We start from the raw sequence: 18,211 nt of genomic DNA on the forward strand, positions 1-18,211 counted from the left end.
CCTAGTTGCGCCCTGACGGTCCCGTACGTGTTCTTCAGATTGCTGGTGACCGTGCCGGCTCCGATGTTCACCCAGGAACCCACGTAAGAGTCGCCCAGAAAGCCGTCATGCTGCTTGTTCGAGTAGCTGTGCAGTATGGAATTGGATATCTCCCCGCCTACCTTACAGGCCTCGCCGACGTTTGAACCCTCCCTCAGCCTCGCGGCGGGTAATACCACTGAACCCCTGCCCACGTAGACCGGCCCGATAATAACGGCGTTGTGCATTATCTCCGCGTCCTTGTCTATATATATCGGGCCCTTTTCCGCGTCGAGCACGCAGCCGGGTTTAACCGTGGCGCCCTTGCCCACGAATACACCCCGGGGATTCAGCACATGAACCCCCTCATACACCTTTCCCCGTATCTTCTTCCCCTTTGGGAAGGCGCCGCAGTCCTTGATTACTTCTTCCCGGTTATTCTTTATGACGTCCCAGACATAATCCGCGAAGTTGTATTCTATTTGAAAAGCGGGGGCCCTGTCTGTCAGTTTCGGGAGTTTATTGTCGGGGCTGAGGAAGGATTCCGGGGTTAGGCCCATGCAGGCCTTTTTACCCAGGCGTGCGTAGACAATGGTGTCTTTCCAGACCACGATTTTGTCCTTTCCTTCCAGGGGAATCTGTTCGAGGTCGAGGATGCGGCCGTTTATGAATAAATACCCGTCGGCGTCCGGGTCAAGGGTGTTTATGCCGTGCGTGTATCTTTCTCCGAGGACGTCCGCGAGGTATTCCCTTACGAACAGGCTGACGGAGACGCTTTCAGGGTAGTGCTGAAGGGTCCTTTCGAGGAAAGTATAGATACCCATACGCAGTTCATATGCCGCGCGGTTGTGGGTAAGCGGTAAAAGACCGGCATAGCCGCCGTCTTCAAAGACGCATAGACCTTTCATGGCTTATTATTTGCTCCTGCCCAGTTCTTCTGTGATAATCCGCCGCATTTCCTTTTCGGTTTCGGCCGTTCCCCTGGTCCTTATCATGTCGAGCATCTCTGGAGACGACAGACGTTCCAGCGCCCGTTGTCTCTTAGAAGCTTCGCCTATCTGGGAGCGCACTTCGGGTCGCAGCCGGGAGAGGAGTTTAATAAACTCGCCGTATTCAGGTCCATAACGGTTTTCCAGCTCCTGGCGCATCCTCCGCGCGAACGCGGGGCTTGCGCCGCCGGTTGATATGCTTATCTGGAGTTCACCACGGTTTACAACGGACGGGACTATAAAGTTACAGAGTTCCGGTTTGTCGACCACGTTGACCAGCAGCCCGTGCCGGCTGGCCTCTGTCCAGACCCTTTGGTTGACTTCCTCCTCGTTGGTGGCCGCTATTACCAATGTCGCGCCCTCAAGACACCTGTCTTCATATTTCTGTTGTAGAATGGTCAGCCCTTCTTCTTTCAAAAACTCTGGAGAAATTTCGGGGCTTATTACCACCACCTGCGCCCCGGCCTCCTTGAGGCTAAGGGCCTTCCTGTAGGCCACGTCACCCCCGCCTACGACAATACATTTCTTGTCCCTTATGTCCAGGTATATAGGATAATATCTAGGCATTAATCCGGTACACTGGCGGTGTTCAGAGATGGACTATGTCTCACATGCCACCAGGTCTTCGTAGGTGTTTCTGCGTCTTATCACGCGACAGCTGTTGCCGGTGACCAGTACCCCGCACGGCTGCAGTCTGGAGTTGTAGTTGGAACTCATGGCGGAACCGTAAGCGCCGGCGTTGAAGACGGCCAGGTATTCACCGTCCTTTACTTCCGGGATGACCCGGTCCCTGGCAAGGCAGTCGCTTGACTCGCACACCGGACCCACGATATCCGCCTGCACCATTTTCTTGGTCTTCTTGGGACCTTCCGGCCGGAGCACGTCGGGCATGGGCACGCTGGTCCTGACGGGCCATATCCTGTGAAAAGCATCATAGAGCGCGGGCCGTATGAGGTCGTTCATGCCGGCGTCACAAATGATAAAACGCTTGCCGAAACTCGTTTCTTTGTTATAGGTCACCCTGGTGACCAGTATGCCCGCGTCTCCGACAATAAACCGTCCCGGCTCCATTATAAGTTTGCAGCGCAAGGGCTTAAGGACCGGCAGTATCTTCCGGGCGTAGTCGGCCGGCCCCGTGACCTTCTCGCCGGTATATGATATGCAGTAACCGCCGCCTATGTTTACATACTCTATCTCTACCCCCTGTTCGCGGCAGAACGACAGATATTCCTTAACCTTTGCCAGCGCATCTACGTAGGGCCCGGGGCTGGAGACAGGGGAGCCGATATGCACGTGGATGGCGACAAGGTGAACGCCCCGCAGGCCCCGCAGGTAGCCGTTGTTAAAGAGTTCCCTGGCGGCCTTGAGGTCTATGCCGAACTTGTTTTCCTTTTTGCCGGTCGTGGTCTTTTGGTGGGTTTCCGCGTCTACGTCGGGGTTGAGTCTTATGGCCACGCGGGCGACTTTTTCGATACCCAGGGCCACTTTGTTGATGTTGTCGAGTTCTTCTCTGGACTCCACGTTGAACATGAATATATTGTGTTCCAGCGCGTCCCTTATTTCTTCGGCACTTTTGCAAACCCCCGCAAAGACCACCTTGGATGGATTGGCGCCGGCCCTGAGCGCCCTGTAGAGTTCCCCGCCCGAAACCACGTCAAACCCTGAGCCGGCCTCTGACAGGAGCCTGAGTATGGAGAGGTTTGAATTGGATTTCACAGAGAAGCAGATCAGGGGCTTTTCCTTCTTAAAGGCGTCTTCGAGTTCGTGATAGTGGTCGAGGATAGACTGCTTGCTGTAGATGTACGCGGGGGTCCCTACATCACGCGCTATTTCCTCCACCTTCATGTCTTCGCAGTAGAGTGAGCCGTTACGGTATGTAAAGTGTTTGTCCATAAGACCCCCCCCCTTATGCGGGTTTGCCCCGGAGTTTTAGCTTCTTCTTCCAGAAAGCCAGCCTCTTCTTGACCTCGCGCGGGGCCGTAGAGCCGGGTCCGGCATAATGTTTCACGCAATTCTCGACACCCAGAATGCGGTATACGTCATTGTCGATGAGCCCGGAGAATTTCCTGAGCTCGTCTATGGATAGTTCCGCCAGCCTTTTCTTGCGTTTCACCGCCGCCCTTACCGTCTTGCCGACCACCTCGTGGGCCTCGCGGAACGGCAGTCCTTTTCGCACCAGATATTCCGCCAGGGCGGTGGCGTCGAGGAAACCTTTCTCGCACGCGGTCTTTATGTTGTCAACCCTGAAGTCGACACCCTTAACAATGAGGCAGAGGAGTTCCAGTGACGTGCTTACGGTCGAGGCCGTGTCAAAGACGGCGACCTTGTCTTCCTGCATGTCACGGTTATAGGATAAAGGCAGCGCCTTCATCAGGGTGAAGAGCGATAGCAGATTGCCGTACACGCGCGCGCACTTTGCCCGCAAGAGTTCAAGCGCGTCGGGGTTCTTCTTCTGCGGCATTATGCTAGAACCGGTACAGAGAGACTCGTCCAATTCCAGGAAACCGAACTCCTCGGTGGACCAGATGATCCATTCCTCGGCAAGCCTGGAGATATGCATGGCCAGTATGGCCAGGCACGAGGCGAATTCTATGCAGAAATCCCTGTCACTGGTGGCGTCCACACTGTTGTTGGAAAAAAACTTGAACCCCAGGAGCCTGGCCGTCATGGCCGGGTCGATGGGGAGCGTTGTGCCTGCCAGCGCGCACGCCCCGAGGGGTGAGACGTTGACACGGTCGAGACAGTCCGCCAGCCTCTCCCTGTCCCTCTCTAACATCTCCACGTAGGCCAGTAGATAATGGCTGAGCAGTACGGGCTGCGCGTGCTGGAGATGGGTAAAGCCCGGGATTACCGTACCGTGATATTCATCAGCCTTAGACACCAGCGCGCGTTGCAAGCCTTCTATCAGGCCGGTGATGTGCCGGGTCTGTTCCCTGCACCAGAGCCTCATGTCCAGCGCCACCTGGTCGTTACGGCTCCTGGCCGTGTGCAGTTTCTTCCCGGTATCGCCGATTCGTTCTATAAGTGCCGCTTCTATGTTCATATGCACGTCTTCCAGCCCGGTGCTGAATTCAAAGTGGTCGGATTCGATGTCCTTCTGGATGCCGTGTAACGCCTTAATGATACTGTCTCTCTCCTTGCCGGAGATAAGCCCACAGGCGGCCAGCATGGTGGAATGCGCGATTGAGCCCTGGATGTCATGTTTATAGAGCCTCCAGTCGAACGACACCGATTCCGTGAAGCTCTCCACCAAGGGCTGCGTCTGTTTACCAAACCTGCCTGACCAGGGTTTTTTCTTAATAGTTTTCACGGCATAAATCCAGTTGTACGTTAGTTTTAATTTTAATACGAGATTTTAAACCTATACACTTGTAGAAGCAAGGGTAATAGTGGCACGGATGGAAACGTGGCCCCCGTCAGAGGCCGGACGTCCGTGCCGGTGGCAAGACGCCGTTTCAGCAGCGCTTAGGCTCTGTTTAAAAGCTCTGCCATGAGAGCGAGCCTTTTCATAAGGGTGGAGAAATTCTCCAGCGTCAGTGACTGGGCGCCGTCGGATAAGGCATGGTCAGGGTCCGGGTGGACCTCGATAAGGAGGCCGTCCGCGCCTGCCGCCAGGGCGGCGAGGGCCATGGGCTGCACCAGATACCACTTGCCCGTTGCGTGGCTGGGGTCACAGATTACAGGCAGGTGGGTCATCCTTTTGGCCATAGGTATGGCACTGATGTCTAACGTGTTGCGGGTAGCCGTCTCAAAGGTTCGTATGCCCCGTTCGCACAGCATTACCTGCTTATTCCCCTTTCCCATAATGTACTCCGCGGAGAGGAGCCATTCCTCAATGGTGGCCGACATGCCGCGCTTCAGCACACAGGGCTTGCCTGTCTGCCCTACCTCCTCGAGTAACTGGTAATTCTGCATGTTCCGCGTGCCTATCTGCAGGATGTCCGCGTACCGGGCCACAACCTCTACGTGTCCGGGTGTCATGGCCTCGGTCACTACCTTCAACCCCGTCTCGGCGCCCACGTCGGCAAGTATCTTGAGCCCCTCCTCTCCCATTCCCCGGAAGCTGTAGGGTGACGTCCGCGGCTTGAAGGCGCCGCCCCTGAGTATGCCGGCGCCCGCCCGCTTCACGGCCGCAGCCGTCTTAAGGAGCTGCTCCCGGCTTTCAATTGTGCACGGGCCCGCCATGACGACCGTGTTTCCACCACCGATACTCACGTCCCCGATGTTTATTACGGTGTCGGCCGCGCTGAATTCCCTGCTGACCAGCTTGTAGGATTTGGATATTCGCATGGTGCGCCCTACCCCGGGCAGCCTTTCAATGCTTTCAAGCAATTCCGGCGGAATGTGTGCCCCCACCACGCCGATTATGGTCGTTTCTTCCCCTTTTGAGACGTGGGGGGTGAGTCCTGCTTCCTCAATCCGGGCCAGTACCCTCTTTGTCTGCTCCTCGGTAACGTTCTTTTCGAGAATGATTATCATGGGTCTAATACGTTTATGTAGTGGTTGTAATGCCTCTGTCCTGCCCTGCATTGAATATTGAACATTGAACTATGGCAGAGCCTCTACCGTCAGAATTCCAGAATTTAGCACGAGAAAGGCCGGGATGTAAAGGAAAATATGTGTATCGCAGAGGATGTTTTGTGCAGCTTGGAATGTGCCTGGGGACAGGCCGGGGGGACAGGTGCTGTGTGTCAGTCCGTGTGTGCTCAAGTGTGTCCTCATTTTGGGGCCGGCCGAATTGGCAGGAATGCGCAGGCGAACGAAGGGGTGAGCCTTGCAAGACACCGGCATAAGCAAAATTATCAAGAAATGTAGTGACAATAATATTCCTTAGTGCCTTAATACAAAGCAGCTACATACGCAATAGTAATGACAATTATCCTATAAGCGCCCTAAAGCCAAGTATTTAGCGTTTGGGCGGCGGCGGATACGCGGGAGCTCGCTGGCATGCGGGTCTTCAAGCCTGAAGATAACTGAGAGACACGGAAAGGTGGATGAGGTCAAGCCTAAACGGCTTATGCCATTCAAACAGTGAGAACACAGAAGAAAGAGTTGGTGCTTAAGACAATAACGAAAAGAAGGGTTAGCGGGAAGCAAATGGCCTCCGGAGAGGTCCCTCCTCTTACGCCTGAAGCGTCGCCGCGCCCTTCCAAAGAGAGTATACCACCATCCAGGGGCAGTGTTAATATCGCCGAAGGCACCCGCCTTACGCGCCCTTAACAGTCATGCCTGAGGCAGGTTTACCCTCCTAACAGACCGGCGAGCCTTCAGCCGTTGGTGTGATCCGAATCGGACATCTTGCGTCTGTTACGGAGCCTGGACGCCAGATGCTACAAAAACAAATTCCGTATGCATAAGACCCGTCATCGTAGCCGTTCGCAGGGACGGGTGTGAGGTCCACCCCGCATTTTTATCCTCAGACACAGGTCGGTTATCATTTTGAGGTTCTCATCCAGTGAAGTTCCCTTTGTGGACAGATAACCGCCTGTGATTATACTGCTGGCCCCGGCGTAGCATATCCAGCACTACCGCGCACCTTCTGATGTTCCCTTGTAGAAATACAGAATGAAGGTCCGATAATATATATTATGTTGCATTGGGCGGCTGCGAGCCCTCAATCCCTGACTTTTCATAATAATACGGGATGCATGGCCCAGGCATGATTGTAAGAAATACAGTTAGCGATTGTATATTTTCAGTGTGATTGCCGGGGACAAAGCCAATTTGTGGTCAAGAGGCCGGCATTTTTGCTGACAAACCGGAAATACGGGGGCAAAACCTGCACAACCCGTTTCATTTTTAGCCTAGCCATGTGGTTTTATCTCTTCGCTTCTCAATCATACTCTGGAATGCATGATTTGGTTGTGAGGGACGGGGTTTTTGCGCAAAATTGCCGGTTTGCGGCTGATTTTGGCTAACCAGTTACAATGTAAGGTGTTACGGTGTATTTATCTGTGTAAGCTGCTTTTTATGGGTGAAATCTGGGAATTTGTGTCTTTGCGGCGCCCTTGAGTGTCCGGAAGGCACTTCGTGCGTTGCTGCCGGGGCAGTTTGTGGGCTTGGAGCAAGTCGCGAGAGGTGCAAGGGGTCTCTACTCTATTGGATTGGGGTTTTTTTGATCAATCCACAAACACCACGGCCTTGTCGGTGTGGACCCGTTCGGGTGTTCGAGGTTTTTCTGCGGGGTAGCCCACCGGGACTATTACCACGGGCCGCAGGTGTTGGGGGAGTTCAAGCACCCTGGCGGCGCTATCTTCATCGAAGGCGCCCACCCATGCCGTGGCTATGCCGTGTTCACAGGCCAGCAGCATAAGGTTCTGGACGCTTGCAGCGACGTCCTGAAGGGCGTAGAGGTCGGTGCCCCGGCTGCCGTAGTGGGTCCTTATGCGCATGTCCGCGCAGGCTGCTATAACCAGTGGGGCCTTGGCGATGAAGCTCTGTCCCCATGCGGCCTCCACAAGACCGTCTTTCAGCCCCTGGTTGCGTATGAAATAGAACTTCCGGCTCTGAAGGTTCCCTGCGCTTGGCGCCCATATCAGCGCCTCTATCAGCTTGTCTACCAGATCCTTTGGGATTTCCCTGTCCTGGAATTTCCTCACGCTGCGTCTCTTTTTAATGACTTCTAGGATGTTCATGGTGTATAGGCTCCGTCCGTGATATATGCAATGGTGAATGTTCTTATGGATAACGGGTTGAGGTCGTGATGCGATACATTGGCAGAGTGGTGACGTATATATCCCAGTTCCCCTGTCTTATTTCGTTCGAGTTTCCGCTTCGGCGGTCAAGCCAGAGGATGTTCGTGCCCCATATCTGTGGGTAGTGTTGGAAGGCCGAGTTGGTGGTAACTGCCTCGCCGTAGGGATGCTGCCCGAGGGCGATACGGTGGCCGGGACAGACAAAAATAATAATGATGCACGCCAGGAGGACTGTGCGCAGAAGGGTAGAGAGAAAAAGGTGTGGGGACTTCATTGTCTTTTTGCGGTTAACTCGTTATTTACAGGCATTTACCGGAGGATTCTAACACCGTTCAGGACCCCTGTAAAGGCCATATTTTACGCTACACCGGCCGCAACGGCCCACGCAAGAGGTGTTCTGTGTCCTTATAGTTCAGGTATGGTCTAAACTTTGCCTCTGTCCATTTTGTTTGTGGTTTGTGGTAATTTAGGGTTCTCCGGTATGACAGGTATCCGGGCGAAAATCTCTTGTGGCGCGGCATTATGGCATTTCAGGGAATTTTTCGAGCCTTCTTGACAAGCGCAAGGAAGAGTATATAATGTAAGGTTCAGGTTTTGGTTGACCCTCCAACCCAGTGGAAGGAAAATATCTTATTATGAAAAATTACTACAGTGCCGTGGATTCTCTGTCAAAAAAGGCCGGTGGGCCTTATTGTTTCAGCTCTATACTAATAAAGAGGGTGCGACAGCTTGTGAAGGGTTCTCTCGGTGGCTTCCGTTCAGAGGGCTTTGACCCGGTGAACACCGCTTTTGAGGAGTACAAACAGGATAAACTGCAGGTCTTAGAAGGCGGTGTACCCATTGAGCTTGTTCAACGGAAGGGGAAGAAAGGGAAGAAGTGAGTACAGGAAAACCAATGATCAAGGTGGAGAACCTGAGCAAGCGTTTTGCGGATAAGCTTGCGGTGGACGATATATCCTTCGAGGTTCACGAGGGTGAGGTCTTAGGTTTCCTGGGGCCCAACGGCGCAGGCAAGTCTACTACGATGCGCGTCCTCACGTGCTTTATTCCTGCCACGGCCGGTTTTGCATGGGTAGCGGGCCATGACGTCTTCACTGACTCCCTGAAGGTGAGAGAACAGATAGGATACCTCCCTGAGAGCGTGCCACTTTATGTGGACATGAGGGTAAAGGAGTATCTTATGTTCCGGGCCGAACTCAAGAAGGTGCCCCGGAAGGAGAGAAAAACCAAGATAGGCGAGTGCCTTGACAGGTGCGCTATCGAGGATGTGCAGGACCAGATGATAGGCACGTTGTCCAAGGGGTACAAGCAGAGGGTGGGCCTGGCTGACGCCCTTATTCACGACCCGAAGATCCTGATTCTCGACGAACCTACCATCGGCCTTGACCCCAACCAGATAAGACAGGTGAGGGATCTCATAAAGCGGCTGGGCGAAAAACACACCATACTTCTCTCCACCCATATATTGCCTGAGGTGGAGATGATCTGCGGCAGGGTAATAATCATTGACAGGGGCAGGCTTGTGGCGAACGACACGCCTGCAAACCTGTTGGCAAAGCTAAGTGGCGGGTCCGTGCTTGAACTACAGGCGAAAGGGCCCGCAGGGCCTATCGGCAAGGTGCTAAAGGGAATTAACGGCGTCACAGACGTTCGGGAAGGGGCCCAGGACGGCGCTGTCAGACATCTGGTCGTAGAGGCTGACCGTGGCATGGACGTCAGAGAGGACATCTTCCGTGCCTTCGTGAAGAACGACTGGGTATTGCTGGAGATGAAGAAGGTGGCCGTTACGCTGGAAGAGGTTTTCCATCAGCTCACCACGAAGGAGACACCAACAACAGAAGAAGATGTGCCCCGGCAGGCCGCCGCAGGTCTCGGGCAGGGGTCCTCAGGGCCCGTAGGCAAGAAAACCGAATAAATAACAGAGAGACTCAGGACTAAAATAATGGGTGGTGCGACAACGATTTTCAAACGCGAGATGGTCGGTTTCTTCTTTTCGCCGATTGCGTATATAGTGATAGCGGTGTTTCTGCTATTTTCCGGTTACTTCTTTGCCACCCTTCTGGCCCTCACGCAGCAGGCGAGCCTCACATACAGTCTCGCCAACATGCAGTTTATACTCTCCATCCTCGCGCCGATAATCACCATGAAGCTGCTGTCGGAGGAGGTGCGCGCGGGGACGATTGAGATGCTCATGACGGCGCCGGTGACGGATTTTGAGGTGGTCTTCGGTAAATTCCTGGCTGCGTGGCTTCTCTACCTCGTGATGCTTGCGCCCACGCTTCTCTATGTCGTATTCCTGACCTGGGTCGGCCAGCCTGACATGGGACCCATAATTTCCAGCTATATAGGTTTGGCCTTAATGGGCGGGATGTTCGTCTCCGTGGGGCTGCTCATGTCGGCCCTGACCAAGAGTCAGGTAGTTGCCGGCGTACTGGGGATTGTGGCCCTGGTCATACTGTTCTTCGTGGGTTACGCGGTATCCGGCACAGACGTATGGTATGCCGCCGCATTTCAGTATATTGGCACGTACGGCCACTGGGAATCGTTCACCAAGGGCCTTGTGAACACGAGTGACGTCGTCTACTACATAACTATCACGGCCCTTTGCCTGTTCATAACGGTGCGTGTGCTTGAGAGTAGAAAGTGGAGGTAAGTTAGTTTTGGAAAAAGACGAATCCAGGGGCTTCAATCTGAACAAACTCTTCAGGAAAAAAGCGGTCATAGGGACGAACGTAGTGCTTATGATCCTTGTCGCCATAACTATTTTCGGCATCGTAAGTTATATTAACGCCAGACATTACATGCGTTTTGATTTTACCGCTGGCGGCAGGTTCTCTATATCCAACAAGACCGAGAACATCATAAAAGGTCTGGACAAACCCGTGACGATAACCGTGCTTTTCAGTTCGGGGGAGATGTTCCTGGACAGGATTCTGGACATCCTTAACGAGTATAAATATCAGTCCGAGAAGATAAGTCTTGTACACATAGACCCCATACGCAACCCCACGAGGATGAGGGAGCTTGCCGCCAGGATAAAGGCCGGGAACATCCAGTTAAACACCATCATATTTGAATCCGGCGACAGGGCAAAACACGTAAACCAGTCGGAAGTGATTGAGAAGGAATTCCCGTTTAAGTTTAAGGGCGAGGAGGTCTTTACCTCCGCCATACTAAGCGTCACGGAAGAAGACCAGACCTCTATATACATAACCACCGGCCACGGTGAACGCGGTATCGACGACTACGACCGTCAGGGTTTCTCCGACATTGTTACGGCACTGAAGAGAGACAACTTTAACGTGGTACCGCTTGACCTCCTGACCCGGAAGAAGATACCGGCGGGCTGTGACGTACTGATAATCGCAGGGCCCACAAAGTCGTTCAATTCGGAAGAACAGGCCCTGATTCGCGACTATGTCGATAACAGGGAAGGCAGGCTCCTTGTGTGTCTGGAACCGGCTTTTGGACCCTACGACAACACGGGGCTGGACACACTCCTTAAAGAGTACAACGTGAACGTGAGGACAGACGCCGTAGTTTATAACAAGGTGCAACTACCGTTTTTCGGTTTACAGACGGTGGCTGAGATATACGTCAATAAGGAGAGATATCCGGAGCACCGGATAACGCAGGAGATGAGGTCCCTGAACAGTGTGTTCTTTGGCGCGTGCCCGGTGGAAGCCATCCCTCCCAACAACCAGAGGAAGTATCAGGTCAAGAACCTGGCGATGGCCGCCGATAACAGTTGGGGTGAGACGGAAATCGGGGTTAAAAACAAGAAACCGAAATTCACTCAGGGAAAAGATATTCCCGGCCCCATAGCGATTGCCGCAACCTCTGAACCGGTGGACACTGCCGCCCAGGCATCTATCGCCCACGGTTCGCTGCCCAAAGAGTCGGAAGTAAAGGGGGCGCGACTGGTCGTCTTCGGGGACGTCGACTTTGCCGCCAACGAATATTCCGGTAACCCCGGCAATCACGATATATTTCTAAACTCCATAAACTGGCTCACCAAGAAAGAAACCAAGCTCGGTATCTCTGCTAAACCGCCCGACGTCAGACGCGCCATACTGGATCCACAGCAGATGAAGCTCATATACTGGCTTTCCGTGGCGGGGCTTCCCGGCCTGGGACTCATAACCGGCGCATTAGTGTGGTGGAAACGAAGGAGGTAACAGAGACAACATGAGGTTGAAGAGCACCCTTATACTTCTAGGCATAGTTATTGTGCTCGTACTGTTTGTCCAGCTCTACGAGAAGCACAAGCCCTCCACCGACGAATGGCAGCGTCAGGCCATGACGGTGTTCCCGGGGTTCAAGCCCGGCATGGTCAAAAAACTCGAGATCAAGAGAGAAGACGGCCTGATAGTTCTGGAGAGACTGGATCCTTCCCGCTGGGCGTTAAAGAAGCCCCTGGAAATCAAGGCCGATGCCCCGGAGGTCAACAGCATACTCAGCGAACTCGAGTTCCTCAAAAAGATAGGCACCGTTGAGACCGAGGAAGGCAAGCCCCTAGAGCTGGCAAGTTACGGGTTTGACAAGCCGCAGGCCGTGACCTCTTACTGGACCAGCCCCACCGACAAGCACACGTTCCTGGTAGGTTCAAAGAGAGCGGGTGGCAGCGACGTATACATAAAACACGAAGACTCGGATGAAATATACATGGTCTCCGGTACGCTGCTTGAGAATCTGACCAAGACGCTTAGCGAACTCAGGAGCAAAGACGTACTGGACATAGACCCCAACGCCGTAGACAGGATTGAACTTAAGTACGCCTCCGGCGAAGTAATAGAATGCGCCAAGAGCGGTTCGAACTGGAGAGTGGTAAAGCCCATATCCGACAGGGGCGATAACGAAAAGATAATGCAGCTTATCTATAACCTTAACGCGCTTGTAATAGACAAAAACGACTTTATAACGGACGAACCAAAGGACCTGTCCATCTTCGGCCTGGTGAATCCACAGATTACCGCCACCACCTATCAGAAGGGCGTATCGCAGGACGTGCTGCTGGGGCATACGCGTGATAACAAGGTCTATGCGAAGTGCGGCCAGGGCTCGGCCGTATTCTTCCTTAAGGACATGGTCGTAGGACTGTTCAAAAAAACCCCCAACGAACTCAGGGCTAAGAAGCTGACTGAAGAAGTAGACCTGCTTTACGTGACGAACTGCGATATCAAAACCAGGGACCAGACCATAAAGATTCGGAAGACGGTGCAGTATGATTATGAGATTACCGAACCGGTAAACGTGCTTGCCGACAGGGACGCCTTCAAAGGCTTTCTTGAGGCGATAAAGAACATGAAGATACAGAACTTCGTGGATGATAACCCGGAAGACCTCAATAAATACGGCCTCAAGGACCCTGCGGCGGAAATAACCATCACCATAAAGGACAAGAAGGACCCCGTGAAGATACAGGTGGGCGACAAGGACAAGAGGGGCGCGCTGTGTTATGTGAGGAGGACGGGTGAAACACCCGTATTCTCCGTGAAGACCGACAAGTTCTACGGGCCCGCGACCAAGGGGTACCTGGCCTTTCGTGACAGGCTGATGCTGGAGTTTAACAGGGACGAAGCCCGCAAAGTGGAGGTAAGCAGAAAAGACCGCCATTTTGTGGCCAACTGGAAAGAAGGACCAAAGGAAAAATGGGAACTGAGTGAGCCGGTCGCGGTTGACTGCGACGAAGAATTGGTAAACAATATTATATGGACCCTTTCCTTCCTCAAGGCCGAGGCGCATGAGGAAGAGTCGCCCGGAGACCTTGCAAAGTACGGGCTCGATACGCCGAGGATAAGGGCCACCATAACCTACCTGGAAGACGTGTACGCGGAGGAAGAGGCGCCGGAATCAGCGGGTGAAGCCGAGAGCGGTCCGGAGGGTGAAGACATCTTCCTGGCTGACAAGGGTTCGGAAGAGGTACCTGTCAGCAAGACCGTGCTCATCGGGAATAAGGTGAAAGAGGGCGAAAACGTCGACTCATACGCCATGATTGAGGGGGGCGACATTGTATTTCATATAAGCTGGACTGACGCAAGGTATCTGGAGGGCGATCTGGCCTCCAAGGTGGTTGTCCGGTTTGACTCGAATACGGCCAACAAGGTACATCTGAAATTTCCGGAGAAAGAGACCCTTTATGAGAAAACGGCCGAGATATGGAAAAAGCTGAAGCCCGAAGAAAAGGAGGTCACCAGCAAAGAAGTTGACGCGGTCCTCTACAGCCTGAGGAACTTGAAGGCCGACTCCATTGCGGAATATAAAGGAACGGGACTTACAAAATACGGTTTGGATAAACCCCAGGTGGAGATTACGGTCAATGACGACAGCGGAGAGAAGGTCCTGGTAATGGCCAGGCAGTCAGAGGGAAAAGATTATTTCGCAAAGGCGAGCGACTCAGACTTTATCTATGTTATAAGTAACTTGAACGTACAGAAGTTGATAAAGGGACAACCCATCGTAGACCTCAAGCCGCCACCCGAAGGGGCCATGGGCGGCAGTTATGGTGGAGGCCACGGTGGCAGTTACGGCGGCGGCCATGGCGGAAGTTATGGCGGAGGCCACGGTGGAAGTTACGGTGGTGGCCATGGTGGCAGTTACGGTGGTGGCCATGGTGGCAGTTCCGGCGGTGGTCATGGCGGCAGTTCCGGCGGTGGTCATGGCGGCAGTTATAGTGGAGGCCACGGTGGCAGCTATGGCGGTGGTCATTAAAACAGATGCGCGTGTTCTTGTAAATCTTAAGACGTCTTTTTCGTCTGTCATAGGTCTTGTGGGACGGTCATGTCCACAGGGCCTTTTTTGTTGAGTAGGGAATCAATTTGATGATAAAAGGGACAGCCCTCATCACACCAGCCTTGTTTATCTTCCTGGCCAGTTGCCCGGTATCTTTTGGCCTCACCTACGATCCTCCGGACTCGTGGCAGGATAAAAGGGCCGGTTTGGAGGAACGCAGGTTTGAGAGGAGAAACGCGGTGGTCGTTGCTGTGGAAAAGGTGGGGCCTGCCGTGGCCAATATAAGCACCGAGCGCATAGTGAGGGTGGCGAGCAATGACCCTTCCTTCCGCGAGCGGAGCGAACTGTTCGGGAGTTTCTTTGAGAATTACTTTGGTGCCTACGAGAATAAGAAGGTGGAGACGCCCCTCGGTTCCGGGGTCATCATAGACCCTGAGGGCTATATAGTGACCAACGAGCACGTTATCAGCATGGCTTCGAAGATTATTGTCACCCTGTCGGACGGTTCTACCTACGACGCCAAAGTGGTGAGCACCGACCACGCGAGCGACCTCGCCATGCTTGAAGTAGACTCACCAGAGGCGTTTCCCTATGTAAAGCTGGGCAAGTCCGAAGACCTGATGATAGGGGAGACCGTAATCGCGCTGGGCAACCCCCTCGGGTTCAAGAATTCGGTTACTATAGGCGTCCTTAGTGCTACTGACAGAGACCTGTCCTTTCTAGGCAGGTACGGCGACGTGAAGTATGAGGGGCTGATCCAGACCGATGCCCTTATAAACCCGGGCAACAGCGGCGGCCCTCTGGTGAACATAAACGGAGAGCTTATTGGTATAAACGTGGCCATTGTCAGCGCGGCGCAGGGAATCGGGTTTGCCATCCCCGTGGATAAAGTTAAGGAGACACTCGTGAAACTCTTTGACTTCCAGCGGATAAACAAGGTCTGGCTGGGGGTGAGTGTGGAAGGGCTTCCGGAGGGGCAGTACGGTACCAGGATTAAGTCGATAGAGGAAGGCAGTCCCGCCGACGGCGCCGGTCTTCGCGAGGGAGACATAGTGATTGAGGTTGACGGGATAATGGTCGGCGATGTGCTTGAATTTGAAAAATATCTGATGAACAAGGAGGCGGGGGACAAGCTGGAGCTGGTGGCAGAGAGGGATGGCAGGCAAAAGGATTTTTCCCTCGAACTGGGCAGTGTTCCCGTGCCTTCAGTCGATGAGCTGGCATGGGAGAGACTGGGCATCGGTGTCCAGGAGCTGACTCCCGAGCTTGGCGAGTATCTGGGCCTCTGGTGGATTGATGGCGGCGTCTTGATAACGGCCGTAGACAGTGCGGGCCCTGCGGCGGAGATCGGCCTTGAACCGGACTACGTTATAATGAGACTGGGTGACTATAAGATATCAAACCTGGAGCAGTTGGCACTGCTCCTCGAAAAGCTTGAACCTGGCCAGACGGTATACATTGGCCTTGCCTGGGCAGACGGGTCTGGGGCACACCAGGGTTATATACAGCTTAAGACCAGGTAGTTTTAGATTTCCCCCGATAAGTTTCTCTAATACCCCCCCCTCCTTTAATGGACATCCGTAAGGGGGAGGGTGGGACAAAAAAATCCCCTTGATAGGAGACGTGGGCAATTAAGGACAACAGGCCCTGCATCACCGCCTTCTACGCATCCCGCGACGCAGAGAGACGGCTGGTCAGCATGTATTAGGGTGGTCAAACCACTCTACCCTGCCGATTATGGGATTTATGTTGCAGTTTTTGACGTGAATAGGCCTGGCATGCCGGGTGTGAGCGTCGGCCTCGAAGACAAGGTGTGACTTTGTTACACGGAGGCGCCGGATAACGGGCACGGACTTTCCTTTGATGGCACAGAGCCGGCCTTGAAGGCGTGCAGGTGTTCTGACCGATGAATCCACGGCCACGATGCTTCCGGCAGGCATGGTAGGTTCCATGTCTCTATTGCCGACCCTGTGACAGAACGTCGTCATCGGTCTTCTCACCCGTTTGAAGGGTACGACATGGTAGTTTTCCGCAGGGAAGGAGGTTATGTCCGTGGCCTTCTTGTGTAGTTGCGAGACGTTAGTGTCGTCAAGCACGGGCAGGGCGATGAAATCGTTCCTTCTTTTGCCGAATTTACCCCCCCTTTTCGGGAGTTCTTCCGGAGTAACGACCTCTACCCTCTCGTCCCAGTCTCTCCCCCGTCTCTCGCCGTATTTGCGCCCCTTTCCGGACATGAGCCAGTCGGCCGAGATGTTGAATACCTGAGTCATTCGTTCCACCACCCGGATTGACGGAGTAGTCCTGCCCCGGAGGATGTCGTTTATGTATCCGGGTGTAAAGCCCAGGGCGTCCGCGAAATCCTTCTGCGATAACGACCTTTCCCGGAGGAACCCCTCTATTCTGCCAGCAATCTTGTCCATTAAATGCTCACATCCGTTCCTGCCGTTAAATATGGGCATATATGGAGAGACTAAGTAAATATCTTATATGCCGGCAGTATAGACTGAGGGCGGAGTACTGTCAAGAAATTTAATTGTTTGGGGAATGTCATGGCCTGTGAGGGCGACGGGCAGCAGGTATTCTTGTATTTACCACGCCGGTCATACGTAAATTACGAATATTTTATATATAGTGCTTGCAAGCGTCTTCTGGTTTATGTATTATTTGCGTTTGAGTTTTGGCTTAGGATACACTATGCCAGAGACGGATGCTCCCACGCTTGTTGGACAGGGTAGTGCAGGAGTAACCGTCTGCTCTAAATATGGCAGATTTCCAACCTGTCAACGTTGGTAGTGTTTGGGCTCACCGTCATAAGGACAATGAGGGTCAGCCTGTTTTATTATCATAATGCGAGTCTACTAAACCAGGCCTCCGCAAGCGTGGCCGAATGGCTAAGACTCGCATTTAGTGCAGTAACGTAAAAAGAGGCCGCATTTAAAGTGAATCCACTTGACCCCGTTATCCTTCTGCCCGCAATCCCCGCCACTTAAGAACGAGTAACAATCCATTCCATGTGCAAAATTCTTCAACGGCCAAGGCTGTAGCCGTTGGGCGCAGACACAAGGCAGAGCAAGCTCTGCCACTACACAATGGCTAGGTTGTGTTGCAGGTCGGGCCTCCGGCGCGACATCGAGCCGTCCACAAATACACCCTGTAAATCTGGCAACTATATGTCTCTATAACTGTAGTGGTCGAGCCTTCGGCCTCAAGGGCCTCAGCCCGAAGGCTTTCTCGGCTTTATGGTCAATCTACGCAAGACATTTCGGGCGGAGGCTAAAAAGAGATTGTAGTTGAGACTGCGACTCAGTCGTATCTATCGTTAACTGCGGTTTACTATGTATGTGTATTTCAGTTAACAATCGAGTCTCAGGGCCGGAACGCAGCGTAACTACTTGTCAACTGCGTCGTTGAGTTCCTTCAGAAGGCTTCCTAGGTCGGTGGTGTGGATGGTTACAGCAGTGCCTATGTTAACTGTCCGTGCCAGCGTATTTAAGAGCATGGGGTTCTTTAGCTGCTTAAAGCCCCGGTTTACCAGGACGTCAAGGGTCTTCGGATGTTGTTTCACCAGCTGGTAAACGTTTGTTTCGGGGGTTACCACGGTAATTTTCTCTCCCGCATCTTGTTGCGCTTCCCTGACAGGTTTCTGGCCAACTGTCTTCCAGATGTTGTAGCCGAAGAGACACAGCGCGCCCCATTCCAGGAAGCCGCTTATGCCCATAGGGAGGTAGAGGGCGGTCATGTTGTAATCCGCAGCCAGCGGTTGACACGTAACGCGCA

General features: G+C 53.4%; 15 protein-coding genes. 6 read left to right on the plus strand and 9 right to left on the minus strand.

The genetic code is table 11. The features are described 5' to 3' along the window. The 7 genes from NOU37_09635 to NOU37_09665 form a co-directional block, all read right to left on the minus strand. On the minus strand, positions 1-926 hold a 926-nt coding region (locus NOU37_09635), incomplete at its 3' end, for a hypothetical protein (protein ID MCQ4575488.1). 6 nt (positions 927-932) lie between these two features. After that, complete coding sequence (locus tag NOU37_09640; GenBank protein MCQ4575489.1) at positions 933-1,574, minus strand: bifunctional precorrin-2 dehydrogenase/sirohydrochlorin ferrochelatase; 642 nt, start codon at positions 1,572-1,574, stop codon at positions 933-935. 33 nt (positions 1,575-1,607) lie between these two features. Next, the gene (lysA, locus tag NOU37_09645) at positions 1,608-2,900 is read right to left on the minus strand and encodes a diaminopimelate decarboxylase (GenBank protein MCQ4575490.1); all 1,293 of its coding nucleotides are present in this window, start codon (positions 2,898-2,900) and stop codon (positions 1,608-1,610) included. 13 nt (positions 2,901-2,913) lie between these two features. Then, on the minus strand, positions 2,914-4,317 hold the full coding sequence (argH, locus tag NOU37_09650) for an argininosuccinate lyase (GenBank protein ID MCQ4575491.1): 1,404 nt from the start codon (positions 4,315-4,317) through the stop codon (positions 2,914-2,916). Positions 4,318-4,472: 155 nt separating this feature from the next. After that, positions 4,473-5,486, minus strand: coding sequence for a 3-deoxy-7-phosphoheptulonate synthase (gene aroF / locus NOU37_09655; GenBank protein ID MCQ4575492.1), 1,014 nt, complete (start codon positions 5,484-5,486; stop codon positions 4,473-4,475). A 1,640-nt stretch (positions 5,487-7,126) separates the two neighbouring features. After that, a complete protein-coding gene (locus NOU37_09660; protein ID MCQ4575493.1) occupies positions 7,127-7,642 on the minus strand; it encodes a nitroreductase family protein in 516 nt (171 codons plus the stop codon). A gap of 43 nt (positions 7,643-7,685) precedes the next feature. Continuing rightward, positions 7,686-7,976, minus strand: a complete 291-nt coding sequence (locus NOU37_09665) for a hypothetical protein (GenBank protein MCQ4575494.1) — start codon at positions 7,974-7,976, stop codon at positions 7,686-7,688. A 361-nt stretch (positions 7,977-8,337) separates the two neighbouring features. Here NOU37_09665 and NOU37_09670 point away from each other — a divergent pair, with 361 nt between their 5' ends. The 6 genes from NOU37_09670 to NOU37_09695 all read left to right on the plus strand — a co-directional run bounded on the left by NOU37_09670 (position 8,338) and on the right by NOU37_09695 (position 15,957). After that, positions 8,338-8,583: a DNA-directed RNA polymerase subunit omega gene (locus NOU37_09670; GenBank protein MCQ4575495.1), complete on the plus strand. Its 246-nt coding sequence runs from the start codon at positions 8,338-8,340 to the stop codon at positions 8,581-8,583. Between the two features lie 14 nt (positions 8,584-8,597). Then, positions 8,598-9,617, plus strand: a complete 1,020-nt coding sequence (locus tag NOU37_09675) for an ATP-binding cassette domain-containing protein (GenBank protein ID MCQ4575496.1) — start codon at positions 8,598-8,600, stop codon at positions 9,615-9,617. 27 nt (positions 9,618-9,644) lie between these two features. After that, positions 9,645-10,355, plus strand: coding sequence for an ABC transporter permease (locus NOU37_09680; protein ID MCQ4575497.1), 711 nt, complete (start codon positions 9,645-9,647; stop codon positions 10,353-10,355). Positions 10,356-10,362: 7 nt separating this feature from the next. Further along, positions 10,363-11,880 carry a GldG family protein gene (locus NOU37_09685; GenBank protein ID MCQ4575498.1) on the plus strand — a complete coding sequence of 506 codons (1,518 nt, stop codon included), beginning with the start codon at positions 10,363-10,365 and terminating at the stop codon, positions 11,878-11,880. A gap of 10 nt (positions 11,881-11,890) precedes the next feature. After that, positions 11,891-14,413 carry a DUF4340 domain-containing protein gene (locus NOU37_09690; GenBank protein ID MCQ4575499.1) on the plus strand — a complete coding sequence of 841 codons (2,523 nt, stop codon included), beginning with the start codon at positions 11,891-11,893 and terminating at the stop codon, positions 14,411-14,413. Between the two features lie 110 nt (positions 14,414-14,523). Continuing rightward, positions 14,524-15,957 (plus strand): trypsin-like peptidase domain-containing protein, encoded by a 1,434-nt coding sequence (locus NOU37_09695; protein MCQ4575500.1) that lies wholly within the window; start codon positions 14,524-14,526, stop codon positions 15,955-15,957. A gap of 171 nt (positions 15,958-16,128) precedes the next feature. On the opposite strand, the gene NOU37_09700 is transcribed toward NOU37_09695, so the two are convergent. Both NOU37_09700 and NOU37_09705 read right to left on the minus strand, forming a co-directional pair. Next, positions 16,129-16,854 (minus strand): XRE family transcriptional regulator, encoded by a 726-nt coding sequence (locus NOU37_09700; protein MCQ4575501.1) that lies wholly within the window; start codon positions 16,852-16,854, stop codon positions 16,129-16,131. Between the two features lie 968 nt (positions 16,855-17,822). Then, positions 17,823-18,211, minus strand: a 389-nt coding sequence (locus NOU37_09705) for a DUF1858 domain-containing protein (GenBank protein MCQ4575502.1), incomplete at its 5' end; no start/stop codon positions are given.

The organism is Candidatus Bathyanammoxibius amoris (assembly GCA_024451685.1).
In the GTDB taxonomy this organism is placed as follows: Bacteria; Planctomycetota; Brocadiia; order Brocadiales; family Bathyanammoxibiaceae; genus Bathyanammoxibius; species Bathyanammoxibius amoris.

Bases quoted from the DNA above. Each gene is read 5' to 3' on its own strand.
- NOU37_09640 (MCQ4575489.1), bottom strand. From the start codon at position 1,574: ATGCCTAGATATTATCCTATATACCTGGACATAAGGGACAAGAAATGT.
- lysA (MCQ4575490.1), bottom strand. From the start codon at position 2,900: ATGGACAAACACTTTACATACCGTAACGGCTCACTCTACTGCGAAGAC.
- aroF (MCQ4575492.1), bottom strand. From the start codon at position 5,486: ATGATAATCATTCTCGAAAAGAACGTTACCGAGGAGCAGACAAAGAGG.
- NOU37_09660 (MCQ4575493.1), bottom strand. From the start codon at position 7,642: ATGAACATCCTAGAAGTCATTAAAAAGAGACGCAGCGTGAGGAAATTC.
- NOU37_09665 (MCQ4575494.1), bottom strand. From the start codon at position 7,976: ATGAAGTCCCCACACCTTTTTCTCTCTACCCTTCTGCGCACAGTCCTC.
- NOU37_09670 (MCQ4575495.1), top strand. From the start codon at position 8,338: ATGAAAAATTACTACAGTGCCGTGGATTCTCTGTCAAAAAAGGCCGGT.
- NOU37_09675 (MCQ4575496.1), top strand. From the start codon at position 8,598: ATGATCAAGGTGGAGAACCTGAGCAAGCGTTTTGCGGATAAGCTTGCG.
- NOU37_09680 (MCQ4575497.1), top strand. From the start codon at position 9,645: ATGGGTGGTGCGACAACGATTTTCAAACGCGAGATGGTCGGTTTCTTC.
- NOU37_09690 (MCQ4575499.1), top strand. From the start codon at position 11,891: ATGAGGTTGAAGAGCACCCTTATACTTCTAGGCATAGTTATTGTGCTC.
- NOU37_09695 (MCQ4575500.1), top strand. From the start codon at position 14,524: ATGATAAAAGGGACAGCCCTCATCACACCAGCCTTGTTTATCTTCCTG.
- NOU37_09700 (MCQ4575501.1), bottom strand. From the start codon at position 16,854: ATGGACAAGATTGCTGGCAGAATAGAGGGGTTCCTCCGGGAAAGGTCG.